A 16,865-nucleotide genomic window follows, 5' to 3' on the forward strand; every position below is an offset into this window, starting at 1 on the left:
CATGGGGCAACTCGCAGCAGGGAAACCCGCGCCGCTCGGCGCCAGCTTTGACGGCGAGGGCGTGAACTTCACGCTTTTTTCGGCGCATGCCCAGCGGGTAGAACTCTGCGTGTTTGACGCGCAGGGCAACGAGTCGCGCTATGACCTTCCCGCCCGGAGCGGCGACGTCTGGCACGGCTATTTGCCTTATGCGGGCCCCGGCTTACGTTACGGTTATCGGGTGTATGGTCCGTGGGATCCGCAGCAGGGCTACCGCTTTAACCCGGCAAAGCTGCTGCTCGACCCGTGCTGTTTTCGCGCCGAGGGCGACCCGGTAGACGACCCGCGTTTTCACGATGGCTACGACGCGCCGGATGAACGCGACAGCGCGCCGGTAGCGCCAAAATCGGTGGTCGTAGACTTAGCCTACGACTGGCAGGACGACGCCGCACCGCGCACCGCGTGGGGCAAAACCGTTATCTACGAAGCGCACGTCAAAGGGCTGACCCTGCGCCACCCGGGGCTGCCGGATGCCATCCGCGGTACCTATAAGGCGCTGGGCCACCCGGTGATGATCGACTACTTCAAGCGGCTTGGCATCACGGCGCTGGAGCTGCTGCCGGTGGCGCATTTTGCCAGCGAACAGCGTCTACTGCGGATGGGGCTGCGCAACTACTGGGGCTACAACCCGCTGGCGATGTTTGCTCTGTCGCCGCGTTACGCCAGCGCGCCCGAGCACGCGCTGGACGAGTTTCGCGATGCGGTAAAAGCGCTGCATCAGGCCGGTATCGAGGTGATCCTCGATGTGGTGCTGAATCACAGCGCCGAGTTGGATCTGCATTGTCAGACCTTCTCGCTGCGGGGGATTGATAACCGCAGCTATTATTGGTTGAGAGAAGATGGCGATTATCACAACTGGACGGGCTGCGGCAACACGCTGAATCTCAGTCACCCGGGCGTCGTGGAGTACGCCCGTCAGTGCCTGCGGTTCTGGGTTGACGTGTGCCACGTTGATGGTTTTCGTTTTGATTTAGCGTCGGTGATTGGCCGTACGCCGGGCTATCGTCAGGATGCGCCGCTGTTTAAGGCTATCCATGACGACCCGGTACTGTCGACGGTGAAGCTGATTGCTGAACCGTGGGATATCGGCGACGGTGGCTACCAGGTGGGGAACTTCCCGCCCGGTTTCAGCGAGTGGAATGACCGTTTCCGTGATGCTATGCGTCGCTTCTGGCTTGAGGAGTCGCTGTCGCTGGGGGAATTTGCCCAGCGCTTCGCCGCCTCTAGCGACGTCTTTCAGCATCAGGAGAGGCAACCGCACGCCGCCATCAACCTGGTCACCGCTCACGATGGCTTCACCCTGCGCGATTGTGTGAGCTTCAACAATAAGCACAACGACGCCAACGGCGAAGAGAATCGTGACGGAACCAGCAATAACCATAGCAATAATCATGGTATCGAAGGATTGGAAGCAAACCTGGATGTAATGGCGCGTCGGCAGGGTAGCGTTCAGGCGCTGCTGACAACGCTGCTGTTATCGCAGGGAACGCCAATGTTGCTGGCCGGTGACGAACACGGTCACAGCCAGCAAGGTAACAACAATGCCTACTGCCAGGACAATTCGTTGACCTGGCTTGATTGGGAAAATGCGGATGATGCGCTGACCGACTTTACCGCCGCTCTAATCCATCTGCGCCAGCAAATTCCGGCTTTAACGGAGGATCGCTGGTGGCAGGAGGGCGACGGCAACGTGCAATGGCTCAATCAGGACGCGCAGCCGCTGTCTGCCGAGGAGTGGCAGCACGGGGCGCGCCGGATGCAGATTCTGCTTTCCGATCGCTGGCTCATTACGCTCAATGCGACGCAGAACGTGGCAAACCTGAAGTTACCCGTGGGGGAATGGCGCGCCGTTCCTCCATTTACCGGCGATGAAGCGCCGGTCGTCATGGCTGTCTGGCATGGGCCTGCGCACGGAGTGTGCGTATTTCAAAGGTCATAGTCTCTGAATTACCCGGAACCCCGCACCTGTGCGGGGACTACCTAATAACCCGGAAGGACGAGCAACAAAAGGAGTTAATCATGGTTAGGCTAGAAAAAAACGATCCCTTAATGCTGGCTCGCCAGTTACCTATCAAATCCGTCGCCCTGATTCTGGCGGGCGGACGCGGAACGCGATTAAAGGATCTCACCAATAAACGGGCAAAACCCGCTGTCCACTTCGGCGGTAAATTCCGCATTATCGACTTTGCATTATCTAACTGCCTGAACTCCGGGATCCGCCGTATCGGCGTGATTACGCAGTACCAGTCCCACACGCTGGTGCAGCACATCCAGCGCGGCTGGTCCTTCTTCAGCGAAGAGATGAACGAATTTGTGGATCTGCTGCCGGCTCAGCAGCGGATGCACGGTGAAAACTGGTATCGCGGTACCGCCGATGCGGTGACCCAGAACCTCGACATTATTCGCCGCTATAAAGCGGAGTATGTGGTGATCCTCGCCGGTGACCACATCTACAAACAAGATTACTCGCGCATGCTGATCGACCACGTCGAAAAAGGCGCGCGTTGCACCGTGGCGTGCATTCCGGTGCCCATTGAAGAGGCATCGGCGTTCGGCGTCATGGCGGTTGACGAAAACGACAAGATTATCGACTTCGTGGAAAAACCGGCTAACCCGCCGGCCATGCCGAGTGACCCAAGCAAATCGCTCGCCAGCATGGGTATCTATGTCTTTGATGCGGATTACCTTTATGAACTGCTGGAGCAGGATGACGTCAACGAAAATTCCAGCCACGACTTCGGCAAAGATTTAATTCCGTTAATTACCAAAGCTGGCGCGGCTTATGCACATCCTTTCCCGCTGTCCTGCGTACAGTCCGACCCGGATGCCGAACCGTACTGGCGCGATGTGGGAACGCTGGAAGCCTACTGGAAAGCGAACCTCGACCTGGCGTCGGTGACCCCTGAGCTGGATATGTACGATCAGCACTGGCCTATCCGTACCCATATGGAGTCCCTGCCTCCGGCGAAGTTCGTCCAGGACCGCTCCGGCAGCCACGGCATGACCCTGAACTCGCTGGTCTCCGGCGGCTGTATTATTTCCGGTTCGGTGGTGGTGCAGTCGGTGCTGTTCCCGCGCGTGCGCGTGAACTCGTTCTGTAACATTGATTCGGCAGTCTTACTGCCAGACGTGTGGGTTGGGCGCTCCTCACGCCTGCGTCGCTGCGTCATCGACCGGGCCTGCGTGATTCCAGAAGGCATGGTGATCGGTGAAGATGCGGAAGAGGATGCGCGTCGCTTCTACCGTTCAGAAGAAGGGATCGTGCTGGTAACGCGCGAGATGTTGCGGCAGCTGGGGTACAAACAGGAGCGATAATGCAGGTTTTACACGTTTGTTCAGAGATGTTCCCGTTATTAAAAACGGGTGGCCTTGCGGATGTGATCGGCGCGCTGCCGGCGGCACAGATTGCCGAAGGGACTGACGCTCGCGTGCTGTTACCCGCGTTTCCGGATATCCGCCGCGGGATTACGGATGCCAAAGTGGTGACGCGTCGTGATACGTTCGCCGGGCGCATTACGCTGCTGTTCGGCCACTATAACGGCGTTGGTATTTACCTGATTGATGCGCCGCATCTCTACGATCGCCCTGGGAGCCCGTATCACGATACGCACCTGAACGCCTATCCCGATAACGTGAAGCGCTTTGCGCTGCTGGGCTGGGTGGGCAGTGAAATGGCCTGCGGCCTGGATCCGTTCTGGCGTCCGGACGTGGTGCATGCCCACGACTGGCACGCGGGCCTGGCCCCGGCCTATCTGGCGGCCCGCGGTCGCCCGGCGAAATCGGTGTTTACGGTACATAATCTGGCGTATCAGGGGCTGTTTTACAGCCACCATATGGATGAAATCCAGCTGCCGGCAGAATACTTCAACATGCACGGGCTGGAATTCCACGGGCAGATTTCGTTCCTGAAAGCGGGGCTGTTCTTCGCGGATCATATTACCGCCGTCAGCCCAACCTACGCCCGGGAGATTACCGAACCGCAGTTTGCCTACGGTATGGAAGGGCTGCTGCGTCAGCGGCATAAAGAAGGCCGTCTGTCGGGGATTCTCAACGGCGTGGATGACAACGTCTGGAGTCCGGAAAAAGACCTGTTGCTGCCAGCAAGCTATAGTCGCGATACGCTAGAGAAGAAAGCGGAGAATAAACGGCAGCTGCAGATTGCGATGGGGCTGAAGGTCAGCGACACCGCGCCGCTGTTTGCCGTGGTCAGCCGCCTCACCAGCCAGAAAGGGCTGGATCTGGTGCTGGAAGCCCTGCCGGGCCTGCTGGAGCAGGGCGGTCAGTTGGCGCTGTTAGGCGCAGGCGATCCGGTATTGCAGGAAGGTTTTCTCGCCGCCGCCGCGGAACATCCGGGGCAGGTGGGGGTACAGATTGGCTACCACGAAGCGTTCTCGCACCGCATTATTGGCGGCGCGGATGTCATCCTGGTGCCGAGCCGCTTTGAGCCATGCGGCTTAACGCAGCTTTACGGTTTGAAGTACGGCACGCTGCCGTTGGTCCGTCGCACCGGCGGTCTGGCGGATACCGTGGCGGATAGCTCGCTGGAAAACCTGGCTGACGGTATCGCCAGCGGTTTTGTCTTTGAAGACAGCAACGCCTGGTCGCTGCTCAGAGCCATCCGCCGTGCTTTCGTATTATGGTCTCGTCCGTCGCTCTGGCGCTATGTACAACGTCAGGCGATGAACATGGATTTTAGCTGGCAGGTTGCTGCACACGCTTATCGTGAGCTTTACCAACGCCTGATCTAACTACGGGGATCTGAGTTATGAATGCACCCTTTACGTATGCATCACCGACCCTCAGCGTTGAGGCACTGAAGCACTCTATTGCCTATAAGCTGATGTTCATCATCGGGAAAGATCCGGCTATCGCTAACAAACACGAATGGCTGAACGCCACCCTGTTTGCCGTTCGCGATCGTCTGGTCGAACGCTGGTTGCGCTCGAACCGCGCTCAGCTTTCCCAGGAAACACGGCAGGTTTACTACCTGTCGATGGAGTTTTTGATTGGCCGCACGCTTTCCAATGCGCTGTTGTCGTTAGGCCTGTATGACGACGTGAAAAACGCGCTGGAAGGCATGGGGTTAGACCTCGAAGAGCTGATCGACGAAGAGAACGACCCGGGCCTTGGCAACGGCGGTTTGGGGCGTCTGGCGGCCTGCTTCCTTGACTCGCTGGCGACGCTGGCGCTGCCGGGGCGCGGCTACGGTATTCGCTATGATTACGGCATGTTTAAGCAGAACATCGTCGACGGTCGTCAGAAAGAGTCGCCGGATTACTGGCTGGAGTACGGTAACCCGTGGGAGTTCCCGCGCCACAACACCCGCTACAGAGTGCGTTTCGGTGGCCGCGTGCAGATGGAAGGCAAAACCAGCCGCTGGCTGGAAACCGAAGAGATTCTGGCGGTCGCCTACGATCAAATTATCCCCGGCTACGACACCGACGCGACCAACACGCTGCGTCTGTGGAACGCCCAGGCCAGTAGCGAAATCAACCTGGGTAAATTTAACCAGGGCGATTACTTCGCCGCGGTGGAGGATAAAAACCACTCGGAGAACGTATCCCGCGTGCTCTACCCGGATGATTCCACCTATTCCGGGCGCGAGCTGCGCCTGCGTCAGGAGTACTTCCTGGTCTCCGCCACGGTGCAGGATATTTTAAACCGCCACTACATGTTGCATAAAACTTATGACAACCTGGCGGATAAAATTGCCATCCACCTCAACGACACCCATCCGGTGCTGTCGATCCCTGAGCTGATGCGCCTGTTGATTGACGAGCACAAGTTCAGCTGGGACGACGCGTTTAACGTCACCTGCCAGGTCTTCTCATACACCAACCACACGCTGATGAGCGAAGCGCTGGAAACCTGGCCGGTGGACATGCTCGGCAAAATTCTGCCGCGTCATTTGCAGATTATCTTCGAGATTAACGACTACTTCCTGAAGACGCTGCAGGAACAGTACCCGAACGACACCGCGCTGCTGAGCCGCACCTCGATCATCGACGAGTCTAACGGCCGCCGCGTACGCATGGCGTGGCTGGCGGTGGTGGTGAGTAAGAAGGTCAACGGCGTTTCCGAACTGCACTCGAACCTGATGGTGCAATCGCTGTTCGCCGACTTCGCCGCTATCTTCCCGACTCGCTTTACCAACGTCACTAACGGCGTGACGCCGCGCCGCTGGCTGGCGTTGGCCAACCCGGCGCTCTCCGGCGTGCTGGACGAAAATATCGGCCAGACGTGGCGTTCGGATCTCAGTCAGTTGAGCGAGCTGGAACAGCACATCGATTATCCGAAGGTGAATCAGGCGGTGCAGCACGCCAAGCTGGAGAACAAAAAGCGCCTCGCGGCGTTTATTGCCCAGAACCTGAACGTGGTGGTGAACCCCCACGCGCTGTTTGACGTGCAGATCAAGCGTATCCACGAATACAAGCGTCAACTGATGAACGTGCTGCACGTGATCGCCCGCTACAACCGCATCAAGGCCGATCCGGATGCGAAGTGGGTGCCGCGGGTGAATATCTTCGCCGGTAAAGCGGCGTCGGCCTACTACATGGCGAAGCACATCATTCACCTGATCAACGACGTGGCGGACGTGATCAACAACGATCCGCAGATTGGCGATAAGCTGAAAGTGGTGTTTATCCCGAACTACAGCGTGAGCCTGGCGCAGATGATCATTCCGGCGGCCGATCTTTCCGAGCAGATTTCGCTGGCGGGGACGGAAGCCTCCGGCACCAGTAACATGAAGTTTGCGCTCAACGGGGCATTAACCATCGGTACGCTGGACGGGGCTAACGTGGAGATGCAGGAACACGTGGGGGCGGATAACTTCTTTATCTTTGGCAACACGGCTGAAGAGGTGGAGGCGCTGCGCCGTAAGGGCTACAGCCCGCGCGACTACTACGAGCAGGATGAAGAGCTGCGCCAGGTGCTGACGCAAATCGCCACCGGCGTGTTCAGCCCGAGCGAGCCGGGGCGTTACCGTGACCTGGTGGATTCGCTGATTAACTTCGGCGACCACTATCAGGTACTGGCCGATTTCCGTAGCTATGTGGACTGTCAGGACAGGGTCGATGAGCTGTATCAGGAGCCGGAGCAGTGGACCACCAAAGCGATGCACAACATCGCCAACATGGGCTACTTCTCCTCTGACCGCACGATCAAAGAGTATGCCGAGCATATCTGGTATATCGAGCCGGTAAGGCTGTAAACGTCAAACGGGGCCAATCGGCCCCGTTTCTTTTTCCCTGATCGCTTACGACGCCAGCGAAAATTCAGGCTTTCCCAGCGTTTTCACCAGCCATGCGCTAATCCGTGACTGCTGTTCGGCGTTCAGCCACATTCCCTGCTTAGTACGACGCCAGATAGCATCGTCGAGGCAACGCACCCATTCGTGTTCGACCAGGTAACGCAGCTCCGCTTCGTAAAACTCATGGCCGAAATCTTCGCCCAGCCCGGCAATATCCTTCGCATCGCCAATAATCAGCTCGCTGTTGCTGCCGTAGGTGCGGGCAAAGTGGCGGGCCAGTGACTCGCTGATAAACGGATAGCGGCGGCGCAGCTTCGCCGCGTAGTCGTCACGATCGCTGCCAATCTCACCGCCCGGCAGCACCGCGCCTTTGGTCCAGGCTGGGCCAATGCCTTGATAGTAAGGGGCCAGTTTCTCGAGCGCGTGTTCTGCCAGCTTACGGTAGGTGGTGAGCTTGCCGCCAAACACCGACAGCAGAGGCGCTTTGCCGTGGTCGTCATGGATATCCAACGTATAGTCGCGGGTGATCGCCTGCGGAGAATCCGACTCGTCGTCACACAGCGGGCGCACGCCGGAGTAGGTCCAGACGATATCTTCACGAGCGAGCTGTTTCTTAAAGTGGCCGTTGTAGACCTTCAGCAGATAGCTAATCTCGCTTTCGTCGATTTCGACGTTTTTCGGATCGCCGTGGTACTCCACGTCGGTGGTGCCAATAATTGAGAACTCGTCCATCCACGGGATCACAAACACGATGCGCTTATCTTCGTTTTGCAGAATGTAGGCCTGCTTCTGGTTGTGCACGCGCGGTACCACAATATGGCTGCCCTTGATCAGGCGGATGCCGTATGGCGAAGGCTGATGCATCCCGTCGTCGAAGAACTGTTTGACCCACGGGCCGGTGGCATTCACCAGGCCGCGCGCCTGCCAGCGGAATTTTTCGCCGCTGTCGATATCTTCCGCTTCCACCACCCACAGGCCGTTTTCACGTTTCGCCGAGATTGCGCGCGTACGGGTTCGGACTTCGCCGCCTTTTTTCACCACCATTTGCGCATTAGCCAGGACCAGGCGAGCATCGTCGACCCAGCAGTCTGAATATTCGAAACCGCGCACGATTTCCGGCTTCAGGACCGACTCTGCGCCAAAACGCAAACCGGTAGACGCAGGCAGGCTGGTACGCTTGCCCAGGTGATCGTACATAAACAGACCGGTACGGATCATCCACGCCGGGCGCAGATGCGGGCGGTGTGGCAGACGAAAACGCATCGGAATGGCGATGTGCGGGGCCATCTTCAGCAGCACTTCACGCTCGGCCAGCGCTTCGCTGACCAGACGGAATTCGTAGTGTTCAAGGTAGCGCAGGCCGCCATGGATCAGTTTCGAGCTGGCGCTCGACGTGGCGCAGGCCAGATCTCTGGCTTCCAGCATCAGCACGGATAATCCGCGCCCCGCCGCATCAGCCGCAATGCCCGCACCGTTGATACCGCCACCGATGACAATCAGATCTTTGGTTTCCATTATTGCTACCTCAGGGACTTTCGTTATAGCTCATTAATGTTCGATATCGCTCATAATAGCAAGTAAACGCGCTTTTGGTAACATTGAAAAAACATTTTAGAGTGATGTGCATAACATATTGGCGTTTACGTGGCCTGAAGACGTACACTTGGCGGTAAAATGTCGCCAGCAAGACAATACCTGCCATAACGATAAGAGAGCACCATGGAACAGTTTGAATGTATTAACGTAGAACAGGCGCACCAAAAGCTGCAGCAAAGCACCGCTGTGCTGGTGGATATTCGCGACCCGCAGAGCTTTGCGATGGGGCATACCCCAGGCGCGTTTCATCTGACGAACGATACGCTGGGCGCGTTTATGCGCGATAACGATTTTGAAACGCCGGTGATGGTGATGTGCTACCACGGTAATAGCAGCAAAGGTGCCGCGCAGTACCTGTTGCAGCAGGGTTATGACCAGGTCTACAGCGTTGACGGCGGCTTTGATGCCTGGCACCGTCACTTCCCGGCTGAAGTGGAACACGCCGCTTTCTAAAACGGCTGAGTTTGCCCATTCTTGATACCGCCTGCTGCCAGGCGGTCATTGCGCGCCTTAGCAACGTATCTGTCTGCGTTTGGGTATATACTGTCCTCTTTTGTGTGGAATAGAAGCGACCTGCTGAATGTTGATGATCACCTCTTTTACCAACCCGCGCGTGGCCCAGGCCTTTGTTGACTATATGGCAACGCAGGGGATTATTCTGACTATCCAGCAGCATACGCGCAGCGATGTCTGGCTTTCTGATGAAGCACAGGAGGCCTGTGTGCGCGACGAGCTGGAGCGCTTCCTTGAGAATCCGGCCGACCCGCGCTACCTGGCGGCGAGCTGGCAGTCCGGGCAGACCAACAGCGGCCTGCACTATCGTCGTTTCCCTTTCCTTGCCACGCTGAAAGCCGGTGCCGGCCCGGTGACGATGAGCATCATGGCGGTCTGCATTCTGGTCTTTATTCTGATGAGCGTCATCGGCGATCAGCCGGTCATGATTTGGCTCGCCTGGCCGTACGACGATTCGCTGAAATTTGAAGTCTGGCGCTATTTTACCCACGCATTCATGCATTTCTCGTTCGTCCATATCCTCTTTAACCTGCTATGGTGGTGGTATCTTGGCGGCGCGATAGAGAAACGCATTGGCAGCGGCAAGCTGGTGGTGATTACCGTCATCAGCGCGCTGCTGAGCGGCTTTATTCAGCATCAGTTCAGCGGTCCGTGGTTTGGCGGCCTTTCCGGCGTGGTTTATGCCTTGATGGGCTACGCCTGGCTGCGCGGTGAGCGCGACCCGCAGAGCGGCATCTTCCTGCCGCGCGGGCTGATTATGTTCTCATTGGTCTGGCTGATTGCCGGGTGGTTCAACGTTTTTGGGATGTCGATTGCGAACGGCGCGCACGTCACCGGGCTGGTGATTGGTCTGGCTATGGCCTTCGTCGATACGCTTAATGTGCGAAAGCGAGCATAATTTTCCAGGGATTCATCATGAAACAAACACAACGTCATGACGCGATAATCGAACTGGTCAAACTCCAGGGCTATGTCAGTACGGAAGAGCTGGTGGAGCACTTTTCTGTCAGCCCCCAGACCATTCGTCGCGATTTGAATGACCTTGCGGAACAGAAAAAAATCTTGCGCCACCACGGCGGCGCGGCGCTGCCGTCGAGCTCGGTAAACGCCTCGTGGCACGATAGAAAAGCGACGCAAACGGCCGAGAAAGAGCGTATTGCACAGAAGGTGGCAAGCCAGATCCCGAACGGCTCGGCGCTGTTTATCGACATCGGAACGACGCCGGAAGCGGTGGCCCACGCGCTGCTTAATCACAGCGATCTGCGCATCGTGACCAACAACCTTAACGTGGCCAATACGTTGATGGTGAAAGAAGATTTTCGCATTATTCTGGCTGGCGGTGAGTTGCGAAGCCGCGATGGCGGTATCATCGGCGAGGCGACGCTGGACTTCATCTCCCAGTTCCGTCTCGACTTCGGCATTCTCGGCATCAGCGGTATCGACAGCGACGGTTCGCTGCTGGAGTTTGACTATCACGAGGTGCGCACCAAACGCGCGATTATCGACAACTCCCGCCACGTGATTTTGGTTGTCGACCATTCGAAATTTGGCCGTAACGCTATGGTCAATATGGGCAGTATCAGCATGGTGGATGCGGTATACACCGACGTGCTGCCGCCGCCGGGCGTGATGCAGGTGATTGCCGAAAATGAGGTGCAGCTGGAGCTGTGCTAAGGCCTGATAAGCTTCGCGCTATCAGGCGGTGGTCAGAAAGGAGAAACGTAAAACGTTTCTCCTTTTTTTGATTAAACCCCATACCCCATCATCTTCAGCAACTGCTGTGCGTGCTGCACCGCATCCTGACGATGCGCCACGCCAAGCTTCTGATAAAGGTTACGGATATGGGTTTTGATGGTGGTTGCCGCCACGTCCAGTTCACCGGCAATCTGCTCGTTGCTGTAGCCTGAATAGATAAGCCCCAGCACCTGCCACTCACGCTGGGTGAGCGGGCTGGTACGGATGAGCTCCGGCACTTCCGGGTGGTTCAGCAGGCGCTCGACGAAGCTTTCGTCGAAGTGGGCGAACTTATGACGATGGTGCTGGTTAATTTCACGCAGAATGCGCTGGGCGCGGTGCTGGTCCAGCTCCGGCAGCGTATTCAGCTGAATCAGCTGGCGCAGCTGCTGGGCCATCGCTTCGCCTTCAATCACAAAGTGGCTGATAAACCCGGTGCGGTTGGCGAGCTGGAGCGCTTCCAGCAGCACGCGCTGGGCTTCATTCTTATTACCCGCCTGCCAGTGCAGCTGGTTGAGCAGCAGCAGGTTGCGGTTGAGATCGCTCATCAGGCGCAGCCCACGGGCATTCTCATTCAGCTCTTCGAGCACCATTTCAGCCGAGTCGAACTCGCCCAGCAGAATCTGCGCGCGGGCGATGTTACGCCACTGGCCCTGCAGGAAGTGGTTGTTGGCGAACTCCGGTTTCGGCGTGTGGCGCAGCCAGTGAGCCGCCGCTTTTTTATCGCCGACCATCTGCCAGTAGATGACGCGCACCTTATCCGCGTTGGAGACCCAGTCGCTGTGATAGGCGCCGTTGCCGAGCAGATTTTCCAGACGGTTCAGGTGGTTGCGGGCGTTATCCAGGTCGCCGCGCGCCAGCGAGCACTGTACCTGTAACGTCAGGCACTGGAGCTGCTGCTGCGGCTGGAAGCCGCTTAACACTTCAATGCCGGTGCGGGCGGCGGTTTCCGCCTCGTCGAGACGTGCCCACGCCCACAGCAGCTGCGCGCGGATGCGCAGCAGGAATTCATGCATCGGCAGCTGTTCCAGATGCTGGTCGCGAATCAGCTGGAAGCCTTTTTCCTGACACTCCCAGGCGGCCTGTAAGAAGCCCTGGGCAAACAAAATCTCGCTTTGTTGAATCAGACTCCACAGCGCGTAGTGCCAGATATCGTGGCGGCGTGCCATCTGTTCTGTTTGCTGCATCACGGCAATGGACTGGCTGAGTAGCCCCTTGCAGTGCAGCACTTCACCATGCACAGAGGTGGCAACAATACGGCTGTAGAAGTTAGCCAGCGGCAGCTCTTCCAGCGCCACGGTCGACAGACGTTCGGCTTCATCCTGATCGCCGTCGTTGATCGCCACCTGTGCGCGCAGGGCGTTGAAATCACCGTGCAGCGAGGTGTCCATTTCGGACGTCATCTCCTGTTCGGCGCGGGCCAGCAGGGTGTTCACTTCACTATAACGGTGCTGGCTTTGCATCAGCCAGGCCTGGAGAAGCACCAGACGCGGGTTCTCCAACAGGCTTTCCCACGGCAGCGCAGAGAGCGACTCTTCAAGCAGCGCCAGTTCGCTGTGGTGGAACAAGCCCCAGGCATGGTTCAGCAGAATATCGCGTAACATCGTCGGATCGCCCGCCGCCAGCGCGTGATGGATAGCTTCGCTCGGGAAGCCCTGGGCCATCCAGCTTTCCGCCGCCGCACGGTGGATTTCCGGCAGCTCGGTAGCCAGTTCCCACTGGCAGCGCTGACGCAGGAAGCTACAGAACAGCGGGTGGTAGTTGAACCACTCGCCGGAGTTATCCATGCGCTGAATAAACAGCCCCTGGCGTTCAATTTCTTCAAGGCGCATCTGGCCGTTTTCTTCACCGGTCACACGAGCAATGAGCGCGTCGTTCATTGAACGCAGCAGCGAACTTTTCAGCAGGAAGTTGCGCGTTTGCGAATCGACGTTATCCAGCACTTCATCCACCAGATAATCGGACAGGTGGCTGGCGTTAATCCCCGCCAGACGACGTGCAGAATGTTGGGTGGCGTTATTACGCTGGCGTGCGGAGAGCGCGATAAGCTGGAGCGCAGTGGCCCAACCGGCGACGTCGTCACACAGACGGCTGCTTTCCGCCGCTTCAATCGGCGAGGCTAAGCGGCAGTCGAAGAATTGTTTGGTTTCCGCATGCGTAAAGGAGAGCTGCTGGCTGCCAATCTCCAGCAGCTGATCGCGCACGCGCAGGTTGGCGATACCCAACTGCGGCAGATTGCGCGAGAGCACGACCAGCGTCAGGTTTTCCGGCTGGTGGCGCAGGAAGAAACGCATGGCATCGTGGATCACCGGGTTGTTAATCAGATGGTAGTCATCAATGACCAGATAGAGCGGACGTTGCCACTCGCTGAGCTCAATGAAAAGTTGCGCGAAAAGGGAGCTGAGGCTTGCGTACTGGCGCTTTTGCACCATGTTTTCGCTGGCCTCGCAATGCCCGCCCGTCGCCTGCTGGATAGCCGCGATCAGATAGCTGGCAAAGCGCTCCTGTTGGTTATCGCCCTCATCCAGCGAATACCAGCCAAGATCATTCATTCCTGCCGCCCATTGTGAGACGAGCGTGGTCTTTCCATAGCCAGCCGGACTGGTTATCAGCGCCAGACGATAATTGTTCGCGCCGGAAAGTTTCGCCAACAGCCGATCGCGAATCACCGTGTGTTCGAGACGGACTGGTCGACTGAGTTTTGACGGAATCAACATAGCTAATCACTTCACTGTGAGGATTGGAAAATGAGATTTTTTTTGCGCTTCGTAATTAATCCCTACAAAGGTCGGTCAAATGCCTATGTATTGCAAGTTATGTCCCGTTTTGATGTCCGCTAATTTGCGATATGTCACAATTTCTTTAATTTAATACCATCCACGTAGAACGGCTCGCAGAGCGCGGAAACATGGGGTTTCGTAACCTATTGTGGTTACATGTGAAAATAAACTTTAAGCACTAATGGAATAAAGAACGTTTAAAGATATGTCAGCGCACGTAATTTTCCGTAGAAACAATACGTATTAATTTGTTGCTTATTTCCGTACGGGGATTGTTTCCTTATTTACATATTTACTGCGAAACGGCATTTCATTTTATGACCTGGCGCGAAGATCTCGTGGACATAATCCCCGAGACTGAATTCTGCAAAAAGGACCTACTTGTCTGGCTGAAAAATGCGCAAAACTGCCGTCAGTCGCTAACGTTATAGTGGCGGCGATCACACTTTTCGCTCATCCCTGCGACTCCTCCCCGCCTAATCCAGGACAGGAGGAGGAAGTCGCGCATCCAGCCAGGCAAACTACCGCTAACGTTTATGTAAAAAGGATTCGATTTCACTATGTCACAGCCTACTTTTAATCACGATTCATTCCAGGCTGCCCTGACGCGTCAGTGGCAGCGTTTTGGCCTGCAGGCCGCTTCCGAAATGACGTCTCATCAGTGGTGGCAGGCTGTGAGCGGCGCGCTGGCTGAACAGCTGTCGGCGCAGCCGGTAGCGAAGCCAGCAAAAGATCAGCGCCACGTGAACTACATCTCCATGGAGTTCCTGATTGGCCGCCTGACCGGTAACAACCTGCTCAACCTCGGCTGGTATGAAGGGGTGAGCGAAGCGCTGAAAGCCTACAACATCAACCTGACTGACCTGCTGGAAGAAGAGACTGACCCGGCGCTGGGCAACGGTGGTCTGGGCCGTCTGGCAGCCTGCTTCCTCGACTCAATGGCCACCGTCGGCCAGTCCGCCACCGGCTATGGCCTGAACTACCAGTACGGTCTGTTCCGCCAGTCGTTTGCCGAAGGCCAGCAGATGGAAGCGCCGGACGACTGGCAGCGCGGTAGCTACCCGTGGTTCCGCCACAACGCAGCGCTGGATGTGCAGGTGGGCATCGGCGGTAAAGTGGTGAAAGGCGAATGGCAGCCAGCCTTCACGATTACCGGTGAAGCCTGGGATCTGCCGGTGCTGGGCTATCGTAACGGCGTCGCGCAGCCGCTGCGCCTGTGGCAGGCGAAACATGCGCACCCGTTCAATCTGACCAAATTCAACGACGGCGATTTCCTGCGCGCTGAGCAGCAGGGTATCGACGCCGAAAAACTGACTAAAGTGCTCTACCCGAACGACAACCACACCGCGGGTAAAAAACTGCGCCTGATGCAGCAGTACTTCCAGTGCGCCTGTTCGGTGGCCGATATTCTGCGTCGCCACCATCTGGCGGGCCGTAAGCTGCACGAACTGGCTGATTTCGAAGTTATCCAGTTGAACGATACGCACCCGACCATCGCCATTCCGGAACTGCTGCGCGTGCTGATTGACGAGCACCAGCTGAGCTGGGATGACGCCTGGGCTATCACCAGCAAAACCTTCGCCTACACCAACCACACCCTGATGCCAGAAGCGCTGGAGTGCTGGGATGAGAAGCTGGTGAAAGCGCTGCTGCCGCGTCATATGCAGATCATCAAAGAGATTAACGACCGCTTTAAGAAGCTGGTTGACGCGACCTGGCCGGGCGATGAAGCCGTCTGGGCGAAGCTGGCCGTGGTGCACAGCAAACAGGTACGCATGGCGAACATGTGCGTAGTGAGCGGCTTTGCGGTTAACGGCGTGGCGGCACTGCACTCTGACCTGGTGGTGAAGGATCTGTTCCCGGAATATCATCAGCTGTGGCCGACCCGTTTCCACAACGTCACCAACGGCATCACGCCGCGTCGCTGGATCAAACAGTGCAACCCGGCTCTGGCCGCGCTGCTGGATAAATCGCTGAAAAAAGAGTGGGCTAACGATCTCGACCAGTTGATCAATCTGGAAAAATACGCCGACGATGCGAAGTTCCGTCAGCAGTACCGCGACATCAAGCTGGCGAACAAAGAGCGCCTGGTGAAATTCATCAAGGCCCGTACCGGGATTGAGATTTCAAGCAACGCGATTTTTGATATTCAAATCAAACGTCTGCACGAGTACAAACGCCAGCACCTGAACCTGCTGCACATTCTGGCGCTGTACAAAGAGATTCGCGAAAACCCGCAGGCTGACCGCGTACCGCGCGTGTTCCTGTTCGGTGCGAAAGCGGCGCCGGGCTACTACCTGGCGAAGAATATTATCTTTGCGATCAACAAAGTGGCCGAGGCGATCAATAACGATCCGCAGGTGGGCGATAAGCTGAAAGTGGTCTTCCTGCCGGATTACTGCGTGTCGGCGGCAGAGATGCTGATTCCGGCGGCGGACGTTTCCGAGCAGATTTCCACGGCCGGTAAAGAGGCCTCCGGCACCGGTAACATGAAGCTGGCGCTGAACGGCGCGCTGACCGTCGGTACGCTGGACGGTGCGAACGTAGAAATCGCCGAAAAAGTGGGCGACGAGAACATCTTCATCTTCGGCCATACCGTTGAGCAGGTGAAGGAACTCAAAGCCAAGGGTTACGATCCGCTGAAATGGCGTAAGGCCGATAAGCTGCTGGACGCGGTGCTGAAAGAGCTGGAAAGCGGTAAGTACAGCGACGGCGACAAGCATGCCTTTGACCAGATGCTGCACAGCATCGGCAAAGAGGGTGGCGACCCGTACCTGGTGATGGCCGACTTTGCTGCCTATGTGGAAGCGCAGAAGCAGGTGGACGTGCTCTACCGCGATCAGGAAGCCTGGACGCGTGCGGCCATCCTGAACACCGCGCGCTGCGGCATGTTCAGCTCCGATCGTTCGATTCGCGATTACCAAAAACGTATCTGGCAGGCAAAACGCTAA

10 protein-coding genes are annotated in these 16,865 nt (G+C 57.2%); 8 read left to right on the forward strand and 2 right to left on the reverse strand.

What is annotated here, in order from left to right; all coding sequences use genetic code 11:
- The first annotated feature begins 1 nt into the window (after position 1).
- The 4 genes from glgX to glgP all read left to right on the forward strand — a co-directional run bounded on the left by glgX (position 2) and on the right by glgP (position 7,252).
- Positions 2-1,978, forward strand: a complete 1,977-nt coding sequence (gene glgX, locus M989_RS02175; protein WP_064541418.1) for a glycogen debranching protein GlgX — start codon at positions 2-4, stop codon at positions 1,976-1,978.
- An 80-nt stretch (positions 1,979-2,058) separates the two neighbouring features.
- The gene (glgC, locus tag M989_RS02180; protein WP_064541420.1) at positions 2,059-3,354 is read left to right on the forward strand and encodes a glucose-1-phosphate adenylyltransferase; all 1,296 of its coding nucleotides are present in this window, start codon (positions 2,059-2,061) and stop codon (positions 3,352-3,354) included.
- On the forward strand, positions 3,354-4,787 hold the full coding sequence (gene glgA / locus M989_RS02185) for a glycogen synthase GlgA (protein WP_064541424.1): 1,434 nt from the start codon (positions 3,354-3,356) through the stop codon (positions 4,785-4,787). Before glgC ends, glgA begins: the two co-directional genes overlap by 1 nt.
- Positions 4,788-4,804: 17 nt before the next feature.
- Entirely contained in the window at positions 4,805-7,252 is a 2,448-nt protein-coding gene (glgP, locus tag M989_RS02190; protein WP_064541427.1) for a glycogen phosphorylase, read from the forward strand.
- A 45-nt stretch (positions 7,253-7,297) separates the two neighbouring features.
- Here the strand turns inward: glgP and glpD are convergent, their stop codons facing one another.
- Positions 7,298-8,806 carry a glycerol-3-phosphate dehydrogenase gene (gene glpD, locus M989_RS02195; RefSeq protein WP_064541429.1) on the reverse strand — a complete coding sequence of 503 codons (1,509 nt, stop codon included), beginning with the start codon at positions 8,804-8,806 and terminating at the stop codon, positions 7,298-7,300.
- Between the two features lie 204 nt (positions 8,807-9,010).
- On the opposite strand from glpD, the gene glpE reads away from it, so the two are divergent.
- From glpE to M989_RS02210, 3 genes are all read left to right on the forward strand, one after another.
- Entirely contained in the window at positions 9,011-9,340 is a 330-nt protein-coding gene (gene glpE / locus M989_RS02200) for a thiosulfate sulfurtransferase GlpE (RefSeq protein WP_064541432.1), read from the forward strand.
- A 127-nt stretch (positions 9,341-9,467) separates the two neighbouring features.
- Complete coding sequence (gene glpG, locus M989_RS02205) at positions 9,468-10,298, forward strand: rhomboid family intramembrane serine protease GlpG (RefSeq protein WP_064541435.1); 831 nt, start codon at positions 9,468-9,470, stop codon at positions 10,296-10,298.
- Between the two features lie 17 nt (positions 10,299-10,315).
- A complete protein-coding gene (locus tag M989_RS02210; protein ID WP_064541438.1) occupies positions 10,316-11,074 on the forward strand; it encodes a DeoR/GlpR family transcriptional regulator in 759 nt (252 codons plus the stop codon).
- Between the two features lie 71 nt (positions 11,075-11,145).
- On the opposite strand, the gene malT is transcribed toward M989_RS02210, so the two are convergent.
- A complete protein-coding gene (gene malT, locus M989_RS02215; RefSeq protein WP_064541442.1) occupies positions 11,146-13,851 on the reverse strand; it encodes an HTH-type transcriptional regulator MalT in 2,706 nt (901 codons plus the stop codon).
- 623 nt (positions 13,852-14,474) lie between these two features.
- Here malT and malP point away from each other — a divergent pair.
- Positions 14,475-16,865: a maltodextrin phosphorylase gene (gene malP / locus M989_RS02220; RefSeq protein WP_064541445.1), complete on the forward strand. Its 2,391-nt coding sequence runs from the start codon at positions 14,475-14,477 to the stop codon at positions 16,863-16,865.

Origin of the sequence: Kluyvera georgiana ATCC 51603 (assembly GCF_001654985.1) — a bacterium.
Classification (GTDB): Bacteria; Pseudomonadota; Gammaproteobacteria; order Enterobacterales; family Enterobacteriaceae; genus Kluyvera; species Kluyvera georgiana.

Excerpts from the sequence above, each read along its gene's own strand:
- glgX (WP_064541418.1), top strand. The coding sequence starts at position 2 with ATGGGGCAACTCGCAGCAGGGAAACCCGCGCCGCTCGGCGCCAGCTTT.
- glgC (WP_064541420.1), top strand. The coding sequence starts at position 2,059 with ATGGTTAGGCTAGAAAAAAACGATCCCTTAATGCTGGCTCGCCAGTTA.
- glgA (WP_064541424.1), top strand. The coding sequence starts at position 3,354 with ATGCAGGTTTTACACGTTTGTTCAGAGATGTTCCCGTTATTAAAAACG.
- glgP (WP_064541427.1), top strand. The coding sequence starts at position 4,805 with ATGAATGCACCCTTTACGTATGCATCACCGACCCTCAGCGTTGAGGCA.
- glpD (WP_064541429.1), bottom strand. The coding sequence starts at position 8,806 with ATGGAAACCAAAGATCTGATTGTCATCGGTGGCGGTATCAACGGTGCG.
- glpE (WP_064541432.1), top strand. The coding sequence starts at position 9,011 with ATGGAACAGTTTGAATGTATTAACGTAGAACAGGCGCACCAAAAGCTG.
- glpG (WP_064541435.1), top strand. The coding sequence starts at position 9,468 with ATGTTGATGATCACCTCTTTTACCAACCCGCGCGTGGCCCAGGCCTTT.
- M989_RS02210 (WP_064541438.1), top strand. The coding sequence starts at position 10,316 with ATGAAACAAACACAACGTCATGACGCGATAATCGAACTGGTCAAACTC.
- malT (WP_064541442.1), bottom strand. The coding sequence starts at position 13,851 with ATGTTGATTCCGTCAAAACTCAGTCGACCAGTCCGTCTCGAACACACG.
- malP (WP_064541445.1), top strand. The coding sequence starts at position 14,475 with ATGTCACAGCCTACTTTTAATCACGATTCATTCCAGGCTGCCCTGACG.